We start from the raw sequence: 15,573 nt of genomic DNA, 5'->3' as shown, positions 1-15,573 counted from the left end.
TGCCCGCTCAGAAATTCGCCAATGCGTGCAATCGCCTGCTGTATGCCGTGCGCGCACCTGCTAATCTTGGTCCATGTCGATCTGGAGCCGCATTGGAGACGCCATTTCCGCGCTCGTCGCGCGGGGCGAAGCGCTGTCCGCCTTCTTCGAACGGCGCCGTGCGGCGCCGGAGAAGTCGGTCGCCTTTACGATTGCCGTGGTCAGCCTCGGAGCCAAGATGGCCAAGGCCGACGGTCAGGTACGCCCCTCCGAGGTCGCCGCCTTCCGAAGGGTCTTCCGCATTGACCCCAAGGATGAGGCCGCCGCCGCACGGGTCTTCAACCTCGCCCGCCAGGACATTGCCGGCTTTGATGTCTACGCTCAGCGCATTGCCCGGATGTTCGAGGGCCAGCCGCAGGTGCTCGAGGACATTCTTGAGGGTCTCTTCAACATCGCGATGGCGGACGGCCATTACCACGAAGATGAAGAATGCTTCCTGCGCCGTGTTGCCGAGATCTTCGGCATCCGCCCGCCCGCCTTCGCCTGCATCGAGGAGCGCCATGTGTCCGGACGTCCGCGCGATCCCTGGCAGGTGCTGGGCGTGCCGCGCGATGCCGATCTCGGCACCGTACGGACCCGCTGGCGCGAACTTGTGCGGGCAAATCACCCTGACAAGATGATCGCGCGGGGCTTGCCGGAAGAGACAGTGGCGCTCGCCACGTCACGCATCACGGCGATCAATCAGGCCTGGGAGGAGATCTCCTCCCGGAACCAGGCCCGCGAAGTGCATTAAGTCTCAGGCTGCGCGCCGGCCCCGTCCACGCGGGGTTCCTGCGCCGCGCACGCCTCCGAAGAAGGCCACAAGCGATTCGAGCCGTTCGGTTTCCCCGGTCAGTGCCTGCGCTGCCTGCGCGCTCTCGTCCGCCATGCCCGCGTTCTGCTGAGTGATGGTGTCCAGCTCGTTCACCGCAGCCGATACGCCTTCGATCCCGGTCGCCTGCTCACGGTTGGCGATCGTGATCTCATCGGCAATAGAGGCGACGCTCTCGATGGCATCGACGATCGTCGAGAGCACTTCTCCGGTCGCCGACACGAGCCGCACACCCTCTGCGACATCCGCGGTGCTGCTCTCCATCAGGCGGCCGATATCGCCAGCAGCTGCCTCGGCGCGCTGCGCGAGCGCGCGCACCTCCTGGGCAACGACCGCGAATCCTTTCCCTGCATCGCCCGCCCGTGCCGCTTCGACACCGGCATTCAGGGCAAGCAGATTGGTCTGGAACGAGATTTCGTTGATGACCTTCACGAATTCGCCGACCTGCCGCGAATTGGCATCGATCTGGCTCATGGCGTTGATCGCCTCATGCACGACCTCGCCCCCCTTTCCAGCAGTTTCCACCGCCCGCTGAGCCCGCGAGGCAACCTGCTCGGCGCTTTCGGCATTGGCCTTCACGGTCGCCGCCATTTCGGTCATCGTCGCGGAGGTCTGTTCGAGCGAAGCCGCCTGGGCGGTGGCGCGATCTGCAAGCTGGCCGGAGTTCTCCGAGATCCGCCGGGTATCGGTGATGATCGCGACAGTCGTTTCGCCGATCGCCTGCACGATGCGTTCGAATTCGTTTACGGTCACATCCACATCACGCTTCAGCGCCGCGAACCGCCCCTTGTAGTTGCCGTCCATCCGGCAGGAGAGATCGCCGCCGGCAAGCTGCGCCATCACCCGGCTCGCGTCCGCGACCCCGCGCTCGACCTCGTCCATCAGCCGGTTCATGCCGCGGGCAAGCTCCTCGAGATGCGGGTCGTCGAAGCGCGCCGTGATCCGGCGATCGAATTCGCCTTCTGCCGCCCGCGCAACCACCGCACCGAACTCGACACCGAAGGCCTCCGCCGCCGCAGCACGGCGCTCGGCCAGCGCCCGGTCGCTATCGGCCCGGAGCCGCTCGGTCTCGGCCGCGGCGCGTTCGGATTCCGCCCGCGTGCGCTGTTCCTCCGCAAGGGCCCGCTGGCGCTCCGCGGCCTGCCGCTCCCCTGCGGCTTCCCGCTCGAGCGCCTTCTGCCGCAGCAACGCCTCGCGCAACTCGTCCACGCTGTCACGAAGAAGCCCGATCTCGTCCGCGCTCCGCCAGGCGGGCGCCTGAGCATCGAGATCGCCCGCAAGCAGACGCCGCATCGTCTCCGAGATCTGCAAGAGCCGCACGCCGATGCTCTGGTGCAGCCCTCGATAGGCAATGAATGCCGCGCCCAGGATCACGAGCGCCGCCGCGATCGCCATGCCCGCGGCAAACCGGTCGCGTGCGCGCAGAGCGCTGAGCCCTTCTTCCATCGCCGCATGGATCTGGTCCTCGGCATCATCCGCCGCGCTCATGAACTGATCGTAGGCAGCATCGAGCGCGGATGCAGCCGCCCCCATCGCCTCCGCCCGCGCAGCCATATTCGCCCGGCGCTCCAGCGCCAGTGCCGAGAAGGCGGCGACATCGGCAGGAAGCGATGAAGCGGCCGTCTCAAAAGCCGGATCCAGTGCCGCAGCCTCCTCAAGCCGCGCCCGGGCATTTTCGAAGTCCGCAGTCGCCATGCCGAAATCCGCGCTGGCATCGCCACTGAGGCCCTCCTCGACGATCAGATGCCCGTCCGCGATCAGAAAACGCGCCTCGCCAACAAGCCGTTGCAGCTCTGCATTGCCCGGCGCCACCTCCGCAGCAGAAGTCATGCCATCCGTGACGCGGCCGTAAAGCTCATCGAACGTCGCGTCCGCAGCACTGCCCACGCCGTCATCTGCAGAGAAGAGTTCCAGGCGGTGGCGCGCTGCCTTTTCCATCGTGTCGAGCGCAGCGAGTGCTGCGTCCACGCTTTCCCGCACCGCCGGCGAATCCGTTGGCTGATACCGGCCTTCCGGAAGATCTGCCCCGTCGAGAATCGCGTGTGCGAAAAGCCGCGCCGCCTCAAGCTGCTCGGAGATACTGTCGAAATTGCCGACCACCTCACCGGAGATGATCTCCTCGAGTCTCATATGCGCGAAGGTCCCGGTGAGCTTTACCTCCATTACCGCGTCGCCCAGAGGTGCAAGCCCCTCGCCGACCCGGATGCCGTTGCGCGCCACACCGTCGGCAGACCAGAGGATCAGCCCGCCGGAGGCAAACACAAGAATTGCAAACACGGAAAAGACTGCAAGGATCTTCCTTCCCGCCGACAGATTCTCGAACATGATAACTGGCCCCGGATAGTCGCAACGCGATCCCGGGACCATGGACAGGAAACATTTCCCGAAAATTAAGAGCCCACCCGGAAAAGAGTTGAGCGTCTTCAGTTGGTTGTGGTTCCGTTCGGTTTGCACGCTGAATGGAGCCGACAATGCCCTGGACTGAAGCCGCTCGACGGGAGTATCGGCGGGAATGCCCGCGTTATGCAAGCGACCTGTTGGATCGGGAATGGGCGTTGATCGAACCTTTCCTGCCACCGCCGAGCCGCCTCGGTCGCCCGCGCACGACGGATCTGCGCGAAGTGATGAATGCGTTGCTCTACATCGCTTCCACGGGGTGTCAGTGGCGTATGCTGCCGAAGGAGTTTCCTCCGGTCTCGACGGTGCAGGGCTATTTCTACGACTGGCGTGACAGCGGCCTGCTGCAGACGATCCGTTTCGCGCTGACGATGGAGACCCGGGACCTGGAGGGGCGGGAAGCCAGTCCGAGCGCGGGCGTGATCGACTCCCAAACCGTGAAAACCACTGAAAGCGGGGGGATTTCCGGTTTCGATGCCGGCAAGAAGGTCAAGGGGCGCAAGCGCCATATTGTCGTGGACACCTTGGGCCTGCTCTTCGGAGTAGTCGTTCATTCCGCCGATATCCAGGATCGGGACGGGGCGCCGGCGGTGCTCAGGACGATCCGCCATGCCTGTCCCTGGCTCCGTCACATCTTCGCCGACGGGGGCTATGCCGGACCGAAGCTGCGCGGCGCGCTCAGACACATGGGCGAGTGGACGGTCGAGATCATCAAGCGCTCTGACACCGCAGACGGCTTCGAGGTCTTGCCACGCCGCTGGGTCGTTGAACGGACCTTCGCCTGGCTCGGTCGATGCCGCCGTCTCGCCAAAGATTGGGAGAAATCCGTCGCCTCCGCCGAGGCCTGGATCAACATCGCCCATATCCGTCTCACAACCAGGCGCCTCGCAAGGTATTGCTATGTTTGACTGAGTTTTGAATCAGGCTCTGAGTAGGATGGAGCATCATGAGCAGGACCACGAACAAGTTTTCCCCTGAAGTGCGAGAGCGGGCCGTGCGGCTGGTTCTTGACACCGAGGCCCGGCATCCGTCGCGCTGGCAGGCGGTGATGTCGATTGCAGCGAAGATCGGCTGCACCGCACAGACCCTGAACGAGTGGGTCAAGAAGGCGGAGGTTGACAGCGGCCGCCGCGCAGGCATCCCAACCGAGACAGCGGAGAAGATGAAGGCGCTCGAGCGAGAGAACCGTGAGCTGCGCCAGGCGAACGAGATCCTCAGGAAGGCGTCAGCGTATTTTGCGATGGCGGAGCTCGACCGCCGGTCAAAGTGATGGTGGATTTCATCGAGGCGCATCGTGATGCGCACGTGGTCGAGCCGATCTGCGCGATTTTGCCGATCGCCCCTTCCACCTACTACGATCACTTGGCGAAACGGGCCGATCCGGCGCGTCGTTCGGATCGTGCACGTCGGGACGATGCTCTGCGGCCCGAGATCCGGCGCGTCTACGGCGTCCGCAAGATCTGGCACCAATTGCGCCGCGAGGGGTTCGACGTCGCCCGCTGCACAGTGGCACGGCTGATGAAGGACATGGATATTCAAGGCATCATCCGCGGCAAGCCGCACCGCACGACGTCGAACCCCTCGCGCGCAATCGGTGACTGGATCCAGTTCTACAACCACAGACGCCCGCATCAGGCACTTGCCATGCGGACACCAGCGGAGGCATTCAGATTAGCAGCTTAAACTGCACAGATTCCGCTGTGTCGACACAGGTTCCTCTTCATGACAGCTTCTCCGTTTAGTGACATACCAGAAGATGCCTTGAGACGCGGACGCTACCAAGAACATTCACATGCTTACCTAACGTTGTTCGCAAAAAAGTACCAGTTCGAGATGTCTACATCCGACCCATCAACCGTGCTGTTTAGATTTCAACAAGCGAAACATGCCCTTTTTTTGGGTGAAATAGATGATCGTTCAATCAATTACTTGTCGGACTTGCTCCGATCCGATCACCGAGTAATAACAACGGATCAAGGTCAGGCCGCACATCTTGCATCAAGGGTTAAGAGGAAGACCTCTGTGCATTTTGATCGAAATCAATCAGATTATATCTATCTTACAGATCACCTTCGCAGACCTATCGGCTCATCCTATGCGAGACGCCGCAATCTAATATCAAATGTTCGCCGAAATCTTGATGTCTGCGTTCGTGAGATGAAGCTTAACGAGACACCGACGGCAAAGTCCTTAGTGCAGGCGTGGTATGCTATCCGTAGATTTACGGCCAACAAAGACGAACGAGATGCTTGCATTGATGCAATTAACAGAGCATCTGAACTTAATTTAGAGGTTTTCGTCATGGAGGTTAATGGCGATCTAGAAGGCATTTCTATTATTGACCCCACACCAAGAGAATCCATAATAGTACTATTTCAGAAATGCCTTAGAGGTTTCAGCCGATCTGATGAATATTTCTATACCCAGTTGGCTGAGAAATATTCTGATACTCCCTATATCAACGCTGGGCAAGACCTTGGCATGACTGGTCTAAAGTTTTTCAAGTCTTCTATGAAGCCATACGAAATACGGCACAAATGGTATGTTCAAACGAGCTAGCTGAGAAAGGTAAGCGCAAATCCGACTGCAAGCCCGCAAATGCCTAGAGCATAAAATAGTGCAGATGAAATAAATAGTGCTCGCATTTGCCCAGAAAATATATGTCTACCCCCGTAGAATAAATTATCTATAGTTGCCTTTCCATCAGCAAAATCTCTTACATTTCTGTCAATGTGCTCCACAACATCAACGCATATGTCGTTTTTTCTAAGGATAACAATAAACGCAAGAAATGACGAAATAATTAAGCATGCACTAGACGCGAAAATTGTCATACTGGATATTTTCGAGAATTCAGCTACCGCTGCGACTGCAATAGATGCAATGGCTATTGAAGGGCCGGAAGTGGCCGGTGTAGACAATACTAAATTGTTCACCACATGGGATTGCTCAAAGAAAAAGTCGTAAGTTTTATTTCTCTTTTTTATCCAATAGTCTAGCTCTGGACGGCTTAGCTCGCTGGCTGAGACGCTTCGTTGAGCTGCTTCTGGGTGAAGCTTGCTTCTGTCATCTCGAACAGAGTTCGTCACGGTTCGCTCACTGGTTGCCTAGTCGTTGTACGCTTGCATACTCGAAGTATTGATTCAATTGGCTGTTTCTGGTTTCGCTTTAAGGCGCGGCCGCTGCGCCTCCCGGCCAGGTCGAGGAGCGCATTTCCTCGAGCCGCGAAACCGTGCGGTGAAACTCGAAAGCACCCGCGCCTTCCGTATAGAGTGCCTCGGGCGGCGCCGCCGCCGAGCAGACCAGCAGGACCTTGGCCTCGTAGAGCGCATCGATCAGCGTGACGAAGCGTTTCGCTTCATTGTTGTTCGCTCGCGACAGCGCCGGGATGCCCTCCAGGATCAGTACCTTTATCCGCTGCGCGATGGCGAGATAGTCCGCCGCGCCGAGCGGCCGGGCGCAAAGATCGGCAAAGCTCGCCCACGCCACTCCATGCGCATGCCGCGGCAGACGCACCGTACGGCCCTGCACCGCAATCTCCAGCGGCGCGCCGGCCTCACCGGCGTGGCTGGCCCAGGCCGCATCGAGTGCCGCGCGCGCCGCGGCATCGTCCGGGCTGAAATAGACCGTCTCACCCATCTCCCGGTCCATACGGTGATCCGTTGCGCTCTCGAGCTGATGGATCTCGAGCTTTTCTTTCAGCATGGCGATGAAGGGCAGGAAGAGATGCCGGTTGAGCCCATCCTTGTAGAGGTCATCCGGATGCCGGTTCGAGGTCGTCACCACGACGACGCCGCGCTCGAACAGCCGCTCGAAGAGACGCCCCACCAGCATCGCATCGGTGATGTCGGTGATCTGCATCTCGTCGAAGCAGAGCAGCGTGGCGGCATCGGCGATCGCATCGGCAACCGGCCGCACCGGATCGGAGGCGCCCTTCTGCCGCGCGGCGTGGATGCCCGCGTGAACCTCCTGCATGAAGGCATGGAAATGTACCCGCCGCTTGGGGCTGACCGGCGCCACATCGAAGAAGAGATCCATGAGCATCGATTTGCCCCGGCCCACATCACCGTAGAGATAGAGCCCGGGCACCACGGTTTCGGGCGTGCGCTCGCGCCCCCAGCCGAAGAAGCCGCGCTTCACCTTCTTCGGCGTCGCAGGATTGTAGTCCTTCAGGCGCATGAAGAGGAGCTGCAGCTTCTCGACCGCAAGCCGCTGCGCCTGATCCGGCGAAAGACCTCCTGCCGCAACCCGCTCGCGGTAAAGGCTCATCGGACCTTGGCTCATTTCCGTCTCCCGGTTCCGGCCGCGCGCGCCTCAGGCCGCAAAATGCAGATTGACGCGCCGGTTGGAACGCCCCTTCTTCTCGATCTTGCCCAGCCGCAGCGATCCGATCTCGCCGGTGCGCCCGACATGCGTGCCGCCGCAGGGCTGGAGATCGACGGTCGCCTCCCCGCTGCCGATACGGATCAGCCGCACCCGCCCCTGACCCGTCGGCGGCTTTACCACCATCGTCTTCACGAGCTCGGGCTGCGCCGCCATGTCCGCATCGGAGATCCACTCCGCCGTGACCGGCAGATCCCGCGCGACCAGGGCGTTGAGCGCGGCCTCCACCGCGGCCACATCTCCGGGCGGCTCGGTCATGTCGAAATCGAGGCGGCCCTTTTCGGCGGTGATCGCCCCACCCGTCACCCCGTAGGGCAGCACGACCGACAGCAGGTGGAGCGCCGTGTGCATCCGCATCATCCGATAGCGGCGGCCCCAGTCGAGCCGCAGCGTCACGGCCTCGCCGATGGCCGGAAGCGGCGCATTGTCCGCCACGAGATGCAGGATGCGCAGCCGGTCCCGCCCGGGGTGGATCGCCCCTGTCACGTGCAGTTCCTCCCCCGAAGCCGTCACAAGCACGCCCGTGTCGCCCTCCTGCCCGCCCGAGGTTGCGTAGAAGATCGTCCGATCAAGCTCCACGCCCCCTTCGGCAACGGCCGTAACCACCGCCGCGCATTCAGTCGCGTATGGATCGTCACGGAACAGGAATTCGGTCATGTCGGCCCCGGAAATTCAGCACCTCCCTCCCTGCCAGCCCCCGCTCCCGGAGACAAGCCCCGAGACCTGCGCGATGCCGGCCGCCCCCCTTGGCGCGGCGCGCCCGGAAAGCCTTTTCGACGCGATTGACTCGTCCGCGACCGCGCGATAATCGGCCCGATCCGTCAGTGGGGGTACACCATGAAAAGCGCTGTCAAACCGATCTTGTCACCGCTTCTGGTGGCCGCCTGCACGATACTCCTCATGAGCTTCGCCATTCGCGCGAGCTTCGGCCTCTTCCAGATCCCGATCTCCGAAAGCTTTGGCTGGCCTCGGGCCGATTTCTCGCTCGCCATCGCGATCCAGAACCTCGCCTGGGGTATCGGGCAGCCGATCTTCGGTGCGATCGCCGAACGCTTCGGCGACCGTCGCGCCATCGCGATCGGTGCCGTTGTCTATGCACTCGGCCTCGTGCTTTCGGCCAGCGCCGTCACGCCCGAGGGCCACCAGCTTCTCAACATCCTGATCGGCTTTGGCATCGCCGGCACCGGCTTCGGCGTGATCCTCGCCATTGTCGGACGGACAAGCTCACCCGAACGTCGCTCGCTCATGCTTGGCATCACGACCGCTGCGGGCTCAGGCGGCCAGGTCGTGGGTCCGCTCGCCGCCGAGGCGCTCCTCAGCGTCATGCCCTGGTCCTCGGTCTTCCTGATCTTTGCTGCGGCGATCCTTGCGACCCTGCTCCTGCTTCCGATCCTGCGCACGCCCCAGGTCATTCCCCATGTTCCGGGAGAGCGAAGCATGAGTTCGGTGGTCGGCGCCGCGGTGCGGGACCCGAGCTTCATCCTCATCTTTCTCGGCTTCTTCTCCTGCGGCTATCAGCTCGGCTTCATCACCGCGCATTTCCCCGCCTTCATCACCGAGGTCTGCGGCCCGATCGACCCCAGCGGGGTGCTCGCGGGGCTCGGCATAACCACCACCTCCGCGCTCGGTGCGCTTGCCATTGCGCTGATCGGCATCGCCAATATCGGCGGCACGATCGCAGCGGGGATGCTCGGCCAGCATTTCCGCAAGAAATATCTGCTGGCCCAGATCTACCTCGCCCGCACCATCGTCGCCGGGGCCTTCATCCTCACCCCGATGACGCCCGCCACCGTCGTGCTCTTCTCGCTCGCCATGGGGGCACTCTGGCTTGCAACCGTGCCGCTTACGAGCGGCCTCATCGCCCAGATCTATGGTCTGCGCTACATGGGCACGCTCTATGGCCTCGTCTTCCTCAGCCACCAGATCGGCGGATTCATGGGAGTCTGGCTCGGCGGCGCGCTCTATGACATCACCGGAACCTACGATCTCGTCTGGTGGGTCGGCGTTGGTGTCGGCGCGTTCTCGGCGGTTGCTCATCTCCCCGTGCGGGAGACCCCGGCGGTGCCGGCAATGGCATAACCGCTGACGCAGCCATCAATGCTGCGCTGCAACCAAAGAGACTGTTTACAGTTGCGCCAGATCAAGGTCATATCCCCTGTATGCGTGGAATTTCAGTCGCGAAACGAGGGAGAGAGCGTATGGCACTTACCGAGAAAGACATCCGCATCGTGCAGGAAAGCCTTCCCGCGATCAGAGCCCATCTCGAACCGGCGTCGATGAAATTCTACGAGAACCTCTTCAAGATCGCCCCCGAACTCCGCCCGCTTTTCCGCGAGGATCTGGCGGGCCAGGGAATGAAGTTCTTCTCGACGCTCAACACCGTCTTCGACATGCTGCACGAGCCGAAGACGGCCGACGCGGAGATGAGTGATCTCGCGGGCTCGCATGCGACCTTGGGGGTGAAGGCAAGCCACTTTGCGCCAATGCGCGAGGCGCTGCGCGTGACGCTCGAGGAAACGCTCGGAGCCGATTTCACACCCGAGATGAGCGAAGCCTGGCTCAAGGCCTATGATGAAGTCGCCGACGGCATGATCGCCCGAGCTCATCTCCGCTGAGCCTCACGCGCCTGCAACGGCCTTCCCCGGACTTCGGCCCGGAGAAGGTGGTTGTCTTTGGTCTCAGACGACGGCTTCTGCCGGCGGCTCCACCACCTTGCGATAGAGATGCCAGGTGCCATGGCCGAGCACCGGCAGCACGATGACAAGCCCGAGGAAGAACGGGATCATCGCCACCACCAGGGATGCCGCCACGATCCAGGCCCAGGCAAACATCGCCCGCGGATTGCTCCGCACCGAATCGACGCTGGTGATCATCGCCGTCACGAAATCCACCTGCCGGTCGATCAGCATGGGGATAGAGATCGCCGTGATCGAGAACAGGCAGAAGGCGATGATGAAGCCGATAATCGTGCCGAAGAACAGCAGCGCCAGCCCACTTCCCGTGCTGAACAGGATATCGATGTCGGAATAGACCGCAAACTGCATCCGGCCGAGCATGAGCGCCACAAGCATGTGCGCCACCCAGATCCAGATCATGAAGCCCGCGAGCACCACGAAGGCCATTGACGGCATCTGCCCGTTCCGTTGCCCCCAGACCGAGGCGAGGATCTCGTTCCAGGCGAGGGGCTGTCCCAGTTCACGCCGGCGGCTCACCTCATAGAGGCCAACCGCCACGAACGGCCCGATGAGCGGAAAGGCGAAGGCCAGTGGAAAGATCCAGAGATGCTGCTGCCAGACCGACAGCTGGAGCAGGATGAAGATCCCGGCGAGGGCATAGACGCCGCCGAAGAAGAGACCGAATCGCGGCACGGCCCGAAAATCCGCCCACCCTTCGGAGAGGGCGGCATAGACGTCCTCGACACTGATGTGCCGCACTTTCGGACGTGGAGCCGCGACCGTTTCGCTGATTGTCGTTTGCATCTGCAAACTCCCCCTGTTGCGGGTTTTCTCACCCATTTTCTATCCCCAGAGTAGATCGACCCGGGGACGAAAAACAACAGGAAGACGAGGCCGCCGGACGGCCGAGGCATCAATCCTCGGCCTGTGCCTCGGCGCGGCTCTTGCCTGCGACCTGCATCGCGAGGGCGGCCGCCATGAAGGCGTCGAGATCGCCGTCGAGCACACCCTTGGTGTCCGAGGTTTCCTCGTTGGTGCGCAGATCCTTCACCATCTGGTAGGGCTGCAGCACATAAGAGCGGATCTGGTTGCCCCAGCCCGCATCGCCCTTGGCTTCATGCGCCGCGGTGATCGCCTCGTTGCGCTTGCGGAGTTCCATTTCGTAGAGCCGCGACTTCAGCGCCGCCATGGCGTTGGCGCGGTTCTGGTGCTGCGACTTCTCGGAAGACGTCACCACGATGCCGGTCGGGATATGCGTGATGCGCACCGCCGAATCGGTGGTGTTGACATGCTGTCCGCCTGCGCCCGAGGAGCGATAGGTGTCGACGCGGATATCGGCCGGATTGACCTCGATCTCGATGTTGTCGTCCACCACCGGATAGACCCAGACCGACGAGAAGGAGGTATGCCGCTTCGCCGCCGCATCGAAGGGGGAGATGCGCACCAGCCGATGCACGCCCGATTCCGTCTTCAGCCAGCCATAAGCGTTCGGCCCCTTGATCTGATAGGTCACCGACTTGATGCCAGCCTCATCGCCGGCGCTCTCCGACATGAGCTCGACCTTGTAGCCATGCTTCTCCGCCCAGCGGACATACATGCGCGCGAGCATCGCCGCCCAGTCACAGCTCTCTGTTCCGCCCGCGCCCGCATTGACCTCGAGGAAGGTGTCGTTGCCATCGGCCTCGTTGTCGAGCAGCGCTTCGATTTCCTTCTGGGCTGCGCGATCGCGCAACGCCCGGATCGCCTCCTCAGCCTCGGCCACGACCTCGCTGTCGCCCTCCGCCTCGCCAAGCTCGATGAGCTCCGACTGGTCCGCGAGTTCCTGGGCCAGCGCCTTGTAGCCCTCGATCGCATCCGAGAGCATCTGCCGGTCGCGCATCAGCGCCTGCGCCCGAGCCGGGTCGTTCCAGAGGTCGGGATCTTCCGACATGGCATTGAATTCCTCGAGCCGGTGCTCCGCCGTCTCCCAGTTCAGCCGCTGACGCAGAAGGTCCAGGGACTTCTCGATTTCACCGACCTGCTGTGCGGTCTCTGCGCGCATGGATTGCCCCGTGTCTGATTGTCTCCGATCCGCGACGACCATCCAGCAGGTCGCGCGGCGTGGCGCACGTTCTAGCGGGCCGCCCTCAAGGGGTAAAGAGGCTCGCCGCACCAGCCAGCCCCAGGATCCGGGCCCCAGCCCTGTGGAGCAGGGCCGGGGGCCTTGCGTTGCGGATCAGTAGAGTCCGCCGCTCGACATCGATCCCAGCGAGGGATTGCTCGGCAGAACCTTGGTCTGTCCGCCCCGCACCTGAACCCGCTCGACCGCGGCCCGGCTCACGCCCTCGTAAAGCGGCACGTCCGCGCCCATCCGCCAGCCGCCGTCGACCGTCTGGCCATAACCGCCGACCACCGTCTGCTGACCGTCCTTGATATATTCCGACTGGACGTTCGGCCCGGTGGCGTTGTCCGCGAGCCGCTGACCGGTCGAGCGGTCGATCTTGATGAAATACCCGCCCGGCGGCACCGGGAATTTGACCGGACCCTGCCCCGCCAGCGCGACCTTGATGAACTCGGCGAAGACCGGCGCGCAGAGCGTGCCGCCGAAGGCCGTGCGCCCGAGCGGAGTGGGCGAATCGTAACCCATGTAGCAGCCAGCGGCGATCCGCGGGCTGTAGCCTACATACCAGACGTCCTTTGCATCGTTCGTCGTGCCGGTCTTGCCCGCGAGATTGAGGCCGAGCGACCCCACCGCAACGCGGCTCGTGCCCCGGCTCACCGCGCCCTGGAGCATCGAGGTGATCTGATAGGCGGTGATCGCGTCCATGATCCGCTCGGCATGGGACTGGACGCTCGGCGCGGGCGCCGCAGCAAGGAAATCCGCCTGGCAATCGACGCAGTCACGCTTGTCGTGGCGGTAGATCGTCTTGCCGTAGCGGTCCTGTACCCGGTCGACGAGCGTCGGCTCGACCCGAAGCCCACCATTGGCGAACATCGCATAGGCGGCGACCATCTTGTAGAGCGTCGTCTCGCCCGCCCCCAGGGAATAGGACAGCAGGTGCGGCATGTTGTCGTAGACGCCGAAGCGCTCGGCATATTCCGCCACCGTGTCCATGCCCACATCCTGCGCGATGCGGACCGTCATCAGGTTGCGCGACTGCTCGAGGCCGACGCGGATCGGCGCGGGGCCGTAGTATTTCTCCGAGGAGTTCTGCGGCCGCCAGATGCCCGCCGCGGTCGCGACCTCGATCGGCGCGTCGACGACGATGGTCGCGGGGCTGTAGCCCTTGTCGAGCGCCGCAGCGTAAACGAAGGGCTTGAAGGAGGAGCCGGGCTGCCGCAACGCCTGCGTCGCGCGGTTGAAGACGCTCGACTGATAGGAAAAGCCGCCCTGCATGGCGAGAACACGGCCGGTCTGGGTGTCCATGGCCACGAAACCGCCCTGGATAGCCGGAATCTGGCGGTAGGACCAGTGATCGAAGGCCCCGTCCTTCTCGACCGCCTTCACGAAGACCACGTCGCCCACGTCCCACATGTCGTCAGGACCGGTCGCGTTGCGGTAGCGGCCGTTCTCCGTCTTGATCCGCGCCCAGCTTGCATCCGAGAAGCTGAGATAGTGCCCGTCTTCATCCTCGGGCACGTCCTCGATGCCGATGCGCGCCGAGCTTTCGCCGATCGCGAGCACCACCGCCGGATGCCAGCCCTCGATGTCGCGCGGCACGCGGGTGCCACGAAGTGCGCGGCGCCAGCCGGCCTCGTCCGCCGCGTCAAGCTTCGCGGGATCTATGGTGGCGACCGGGCCGCGATAGACCTTGGTGCCACGGTCGTATTTCTCGAGCCCTTCGCGCAGCGCCTTGGCCGCGGTCTCCTGATATTCCGGATTGACCGAAGCGCGGATCGTGAGGCCCCCGGTAAAGAGCGCCTCGTCCCCGAGGCTTGCCGAAAGCTCGCGACGGATCTCGTCGGTGAAATAGCCGCGCGGCGGCATCTGACTCCGGGCGGACGGAATATCGCCGCTCTGCACCGTCTTCAGATCTTCGGCCTCGGCAGCGGTCGCTTCCTCGGCGGTGATGTAGCCATTCTCGCGCATCTGATCGAGCACATAGTTCCGTCGGGCGACGGCGCGGCTCTTCTCTCGAACCGGGTGCAGCGCGCTCGGGGCCTGCGGCAGTGCCGCGAGATATGCAATCTCGGCGAGCGAGAGCTCTTCGAGCGACTTCCCGAAGTAGGATTGCGCCGCGGCCGTCACGCCGTAGGAGTTCTGACCGAGAAAGATCTCGTTGAGATAAAGCTCGAGGATCTGGTCCTTGGTGAGCGTCGACTCAAGCCGGGTGGCGAGGATGATCTCCTTCACCTTGCGCTCGCCGGACCGGTCCCCGGTGAGCAGGAAGTTCTTCATCACCTGCTGGGTGATCGTCGAGGCGCCGCGCAGACGCTCGCCGCGTGCGGCGCCGTAGATCGCCGCTGCGATGCCGCGCGGATCGAAGCCGTGATGCTCGTAGAAGTTCTTGTCTTCGGCCGAAATGAACGCCTGCTTGATCCGGTCGGGGATCTCGTCGACCGGCGTGAAGATACGCCGCTCGCGGGCGAATTCGTCCATGAGCTGCCCCTCGCCGGAGTAGATCCGGCTGAGCGTCGCAGGCTCGTAGCGGGCGAGCTGGGCATGATCCGGCAGATCCCTGCCGTAGATCACGAAGATCGCGATGATACCTGCAAGCGCCATCAGGGAACCGATGACGAGCCAGCTGAAGATGAAACCGAAGAAACTTGTAATTGCCCGGAGCACGATTCGACGCCTGAATTGGGAAGGTCGGAACATATCGGAGCGGCGGGCGCAGGTCAAAATGCCCGGACATCAAACTCTCGACACCAGCGGAGCGGCGCCCGCGCCCGTTGAAACCACCTATGCGATAGTCGCTGCCCGCCTCTTCAGCGGCGTTTCTCACGATTACAGGGGCTTGCCGCCCTCCGTCTGCTACCGGACCGTGCAACCCACAAGGCTTCGCCCAGAAAAAAAGCAATTGTCAATTCAAAGGACGAACTCTATATGTGGTACTGTGAGCGCAGAAGACGAATTCTCGTCTCACACTCGTATTTGCCGCATGCGGACGGTGCACCCGGAACGCGAACAGCAGTTCCGGAAGGATCCGGCTCCCGTGCGTCAGGCGCTCGCGCCAGAAGGATATAACGCGGGAGCAGTCCCGAAGAAACGTTGGCGCCCCCGTTTGCGGCGGGCGCCGGAAAGAAGAGCGGTGACTTGCGCTGACCTCGAGCAGACGCCCATGATGC

At 62.6% G+C, this 15,573-nt stretch carries 13 protein-coding genes, 1 pseudogene and 1 other annotated feature; of the genes and pseudogenes, 7 read left to right on the top strand and 7 right to left on the bottom strand.

Annotated elements, in window-relative coordinates; translation table 11 throughout:
* The first annotated feature begins 73 nt into the window (after positions 1-73).
* Entirely contained in the window at positions 74-772 is a 699-nt protein-coding gene (locus ACF66B_RS18440; protein WP_111428911.1) for a TerB family tellurite resistance protein, read from the top strand.
* A 3-nt stretch (positions 773-775) separates the two neighbouring features.
* On the opposite strand, the gene ACF66B_RS18435 is transcribed toward ACF66B_RS18440, so the two are convergent.
* The gene (locus ACF66B_RS18435; protein ID WP_162683185.1) at positions 776-3,175 is read right to left on the bottom strand and encodes a methyl-accepting chemotaxis protein; all 2,400 of its coding nucleotides are present in this window, start codon (positions 3,173-3,175) and stop codon (positions 776-778) included.
* Positions 3,176-3,321: 146 nt separating this feature from the next.
* Between ACF66B_RS18435 and ACF66B_RS18430 the strand changes: the two genes are divergently transcribed.
* The 4 genes and pseudogenes from ACF66B_RS18430 to ACF66B_RS18415 all read left to right on the top strand — a co-directional run bounded on the left by ACF66B_RS18430 (position 3,322) and on the right by ACF66B_RS18415 (position 5,806).
* Positions 3,322-4,155 carry an IS5 family transposase gene (locus tag ACF66B_RS18430; RefSeq protein WP_111432154.1) on the top strand — a complete coding sequence of 278 codons (834 nt, stop codon included), beginning with the start codon at positions 3,322-3,324 and terminating at the stop codon, positions 4,153-4,155.
* A gap of 38 nt (positions 4,156-4,193) precedes the next feature.
* Positions 4,194-4,837 (top strand): annotated as a pseudogene (locus ACF66B_RS18425) (IS3 family transposase); the annotation flags it as partial.
* Positions 4,475-4,591 (top strand) — a sequence feature (AL1L pseudoknot). Its footprint overlaps the pseudogene before it by 117 nt.
* The gene (locus ACF66B_RS18420) at positions 4,838-4,930 is read left to right on the top strand and encodes an integrase core domain-containing protein (protein WP_392664910.1); all 93 of its coding nucleotides are present in this window, start codon (positions 4,838-4,840) and stop codon (positions 4,928-4,930) included.
* Positions 4,931-4,969: 39 nt separating this feature from the next.
* Complete coding sequence (locus ACF66B_RS18415; protein ID WP_111429544.1) at positions 4,970-5,806, top strand: phosphatidylglycerol lysyltransferase domain-containing protein; 837 nt, start codon at positions 4,970-4,972, stop codon at positions 5,804-5,806.
* Here ACF66B_RS18415 and ACF66B_RS18410 read toward each other — a convergent pair.
* The 3 genes from ACF66B_RS18410 to ACF66B_RS18400 form a co-directional block, all read right to left on the bottom strand.
* Positions 5,803-6,336 carry a hypothetical protein gene (locus ACF66B_RS18410; protein ID WP_162683237.1) on the bottom strand — a complete coding sequence of 178 codons (534 nt, stop codon included), beginning with the start codon at positions 6,334-6,336 and terminating at the stop codon, positions 5,803-5,805. The two genes, ACF66B_RS18415 and ACF66B_RS18410, sit on opposite strands and share 4 nt — an antisense overlap.
* A 79-nt stretch (positions 6,337-6,415) precedes the next feature.
* Positions 6,416-7,531, bottom strand: coding sequence for a cell division protein ZapE (zapE, locus tag ACF66B_RS18405; RefSeq protein WP_392663542.1), 1,116 nt, complete (start codon positions 7,529-7,531; stop codon positions 6,416-6,418).
* 30 nt (positions 7,532-7,561) lie between these two features.
* Positions 7,562-8,287, bottom strand: a complete 726-nt coding sequence (locus ACF66B_RS18400) for an alanyl-tRNA editing protein (protein WP_111429546.1) — start codon at positions 8,285-8,287, stop codon at positions 7,562-7,564.
* A 180-nt stretch (positions 8,288-8,467) separates the two neighbouring features.
* Here ACF66B_RS18400 and ACF66B_RS18395 point away from each other — a divergent pair, with 180 nt between their 5' ends.
* Together ACF66B_RS18395 and ACF66B_RS18390 are read left to right on the top strand one after the other, a co-directional pair.
* A complete protein-coding gene (locus ACF66B_RS18395; RefSeq protein ID WP_111429547.1) occupies positions 8,468-9,709 on the top strand; it encodes an MFS transporter in 1,242 nt (413 codons plus the stop codon).
* A gap of 119 nt (positions 9,710-9,828) precedes the next feature.
* Positions 9,829-10,245, top strand: a complete 417-nt coding sequence (locus ACF66B_RS18390; RefSeq protein WP_162683238.1) for a globin domain-containing protein — start codon at positions 9,829-9,831, stop codon at positions 10,243-10,245.
* 63 nt (positions 10,246-10,308) lie between these two features.
* Here the strand turns inward: ACF66B_RS18390 and ACF66B_RS18385 are convergent, their stop codons facing one another.
* The 3 genes from ACF66B_RS18385 to ACF66B_RS18375 all read right to left on the bottom strand — a co-directional run bounded on the left by ACF66B_RS18385 (position 10,309) and on the right by ACF66B_RS18375 (position 15,070).
* The gene (locus tag ACF66B_RS18385; RefSeq protein ID WP_162683239.1) at positions 10,309-11,109 is read right to left on the bottom strand and encodes a DUF2189 domain-containing protein; all 801 of its coding nucleotides are present in this window, start codon (positions 11,107-11,109) and stop codon (positions 10,309-10,311) included.
* Between the two features lie 109 nt (positions 11,110-11,218).
* Entirely contained in the window at positions 11,219-12,346 is a 1,128-nt protein-coding gene (gene prfB, locus ACF66B_RS18380; protein WP_111429550.1) for a peptide chain release factor 2, read from the bottom strand.
* Positions 12,347-12,520: 174 nt separating this feature from the next.
* Complete coding sequence (locus tag ACF66B_RS18375; RefSeq protein ID WP_111429551.1) at positions 12,521-15,070, bottom strand: penicillin-binding protein 1A; 2,550 nt, start codon at positions 15,068-15,070, stop codon at positions 12,521-12,523.
* Between the last annotated feature and the right edge of the window lie 503 nt (positions 15,071-15,573).

It is taken from the genome of Amaricoccus sp. B4 (assembly GCF_043226085.1).
GTDB lineage: Bacteria > Pseudomonadota > Alphaproteobacteria > Rhodobacterales > Rhodobacteraceae > Amaricoccus.
The sequence above is the reverse complement of the archived record's forward strand: the minus strand, read 5'-3'. Positions and strand labels throughout refer to the sequence as shown.

What these genes read in the sequence shown, in the direction of transcription:
- ACF66B_RS18440 (WP_111428911.1), top strand. Translation starts at nt 74, where the DNA reads ATGTCGATCTGGAGCCGCATTGGAGACGCCATTTCCGCGCTCGTCGCG.
- ACF66B_RS18435 (WP_162683185.1), bottom strand. Translation starts at nt 3,175, where the DNA reads ATGTTCGAGAATCTGTCGGCGGGAAGGAAGATCCTTGCAGTCTTTTCC.
- ACF66B_RS18430 (WP_111432154.1), top strand. Translation starts at nt 3,322, where the DNA reads ATGCCCTGGACTGAAGCCGCTCGACGGGAGTATCGGCGGGAATGCCCG.
- ACF66B_RS18415 (WP_111429544.1), top strand. Translation starts at nt 4,970, where the DNA reads ATGACAGCTTCTCCGTTTAGTGACATACCAGAAGATGCCTTGAGACGC.
- zapE (WP_392663542.1), bottom strand. Translation starts at nt 7,531, where the DNA reads ATGAGCCAAGGTCCGATGAGCCTTTACCGCGAGCGGGTTGCGGCAGGA.
- ACF66B_RS18400 (WP_111429546.1), bottom strand. Translation starts at nt 8,287, where the DNA reads ATGACCGAATTCCTGTTCCGTGACGATCCATACGCGACTGAATGCGCG.
- ACF66B_RS18395 (WP_111429547.1), top strand. Translation starts at nt 8,468, where the DNA reads ATGAAAAGCGCTGTCAAACCGATCTTGTCACCGCTTCTGGTGGCCGCC.
- ACF66B_RS18390 (WP_162683238.1), top strand. Translation starts at nt 9,829, where the DNA reads ATGGCACTTACCGAGAAAGACATCCGCATCGTGCAGGAAAGCCTTCCC.
- ACF66B_RS18385 (WP_162683239.1), bottom strand. Translation starts at nt 11,109, where the DNA reads ATGCAAACGACAATCAGCGAAACGGTCGCGGCTCCACGTCCGAAAGTG.
- prfB (WP_111429550.1), bottom strand. Translation starts at nt 12,346, where the DNA reads ATGCGCGCAGAGACCGCACAGCAGGTCGGTGAAATCGAGAAGTCCCTG.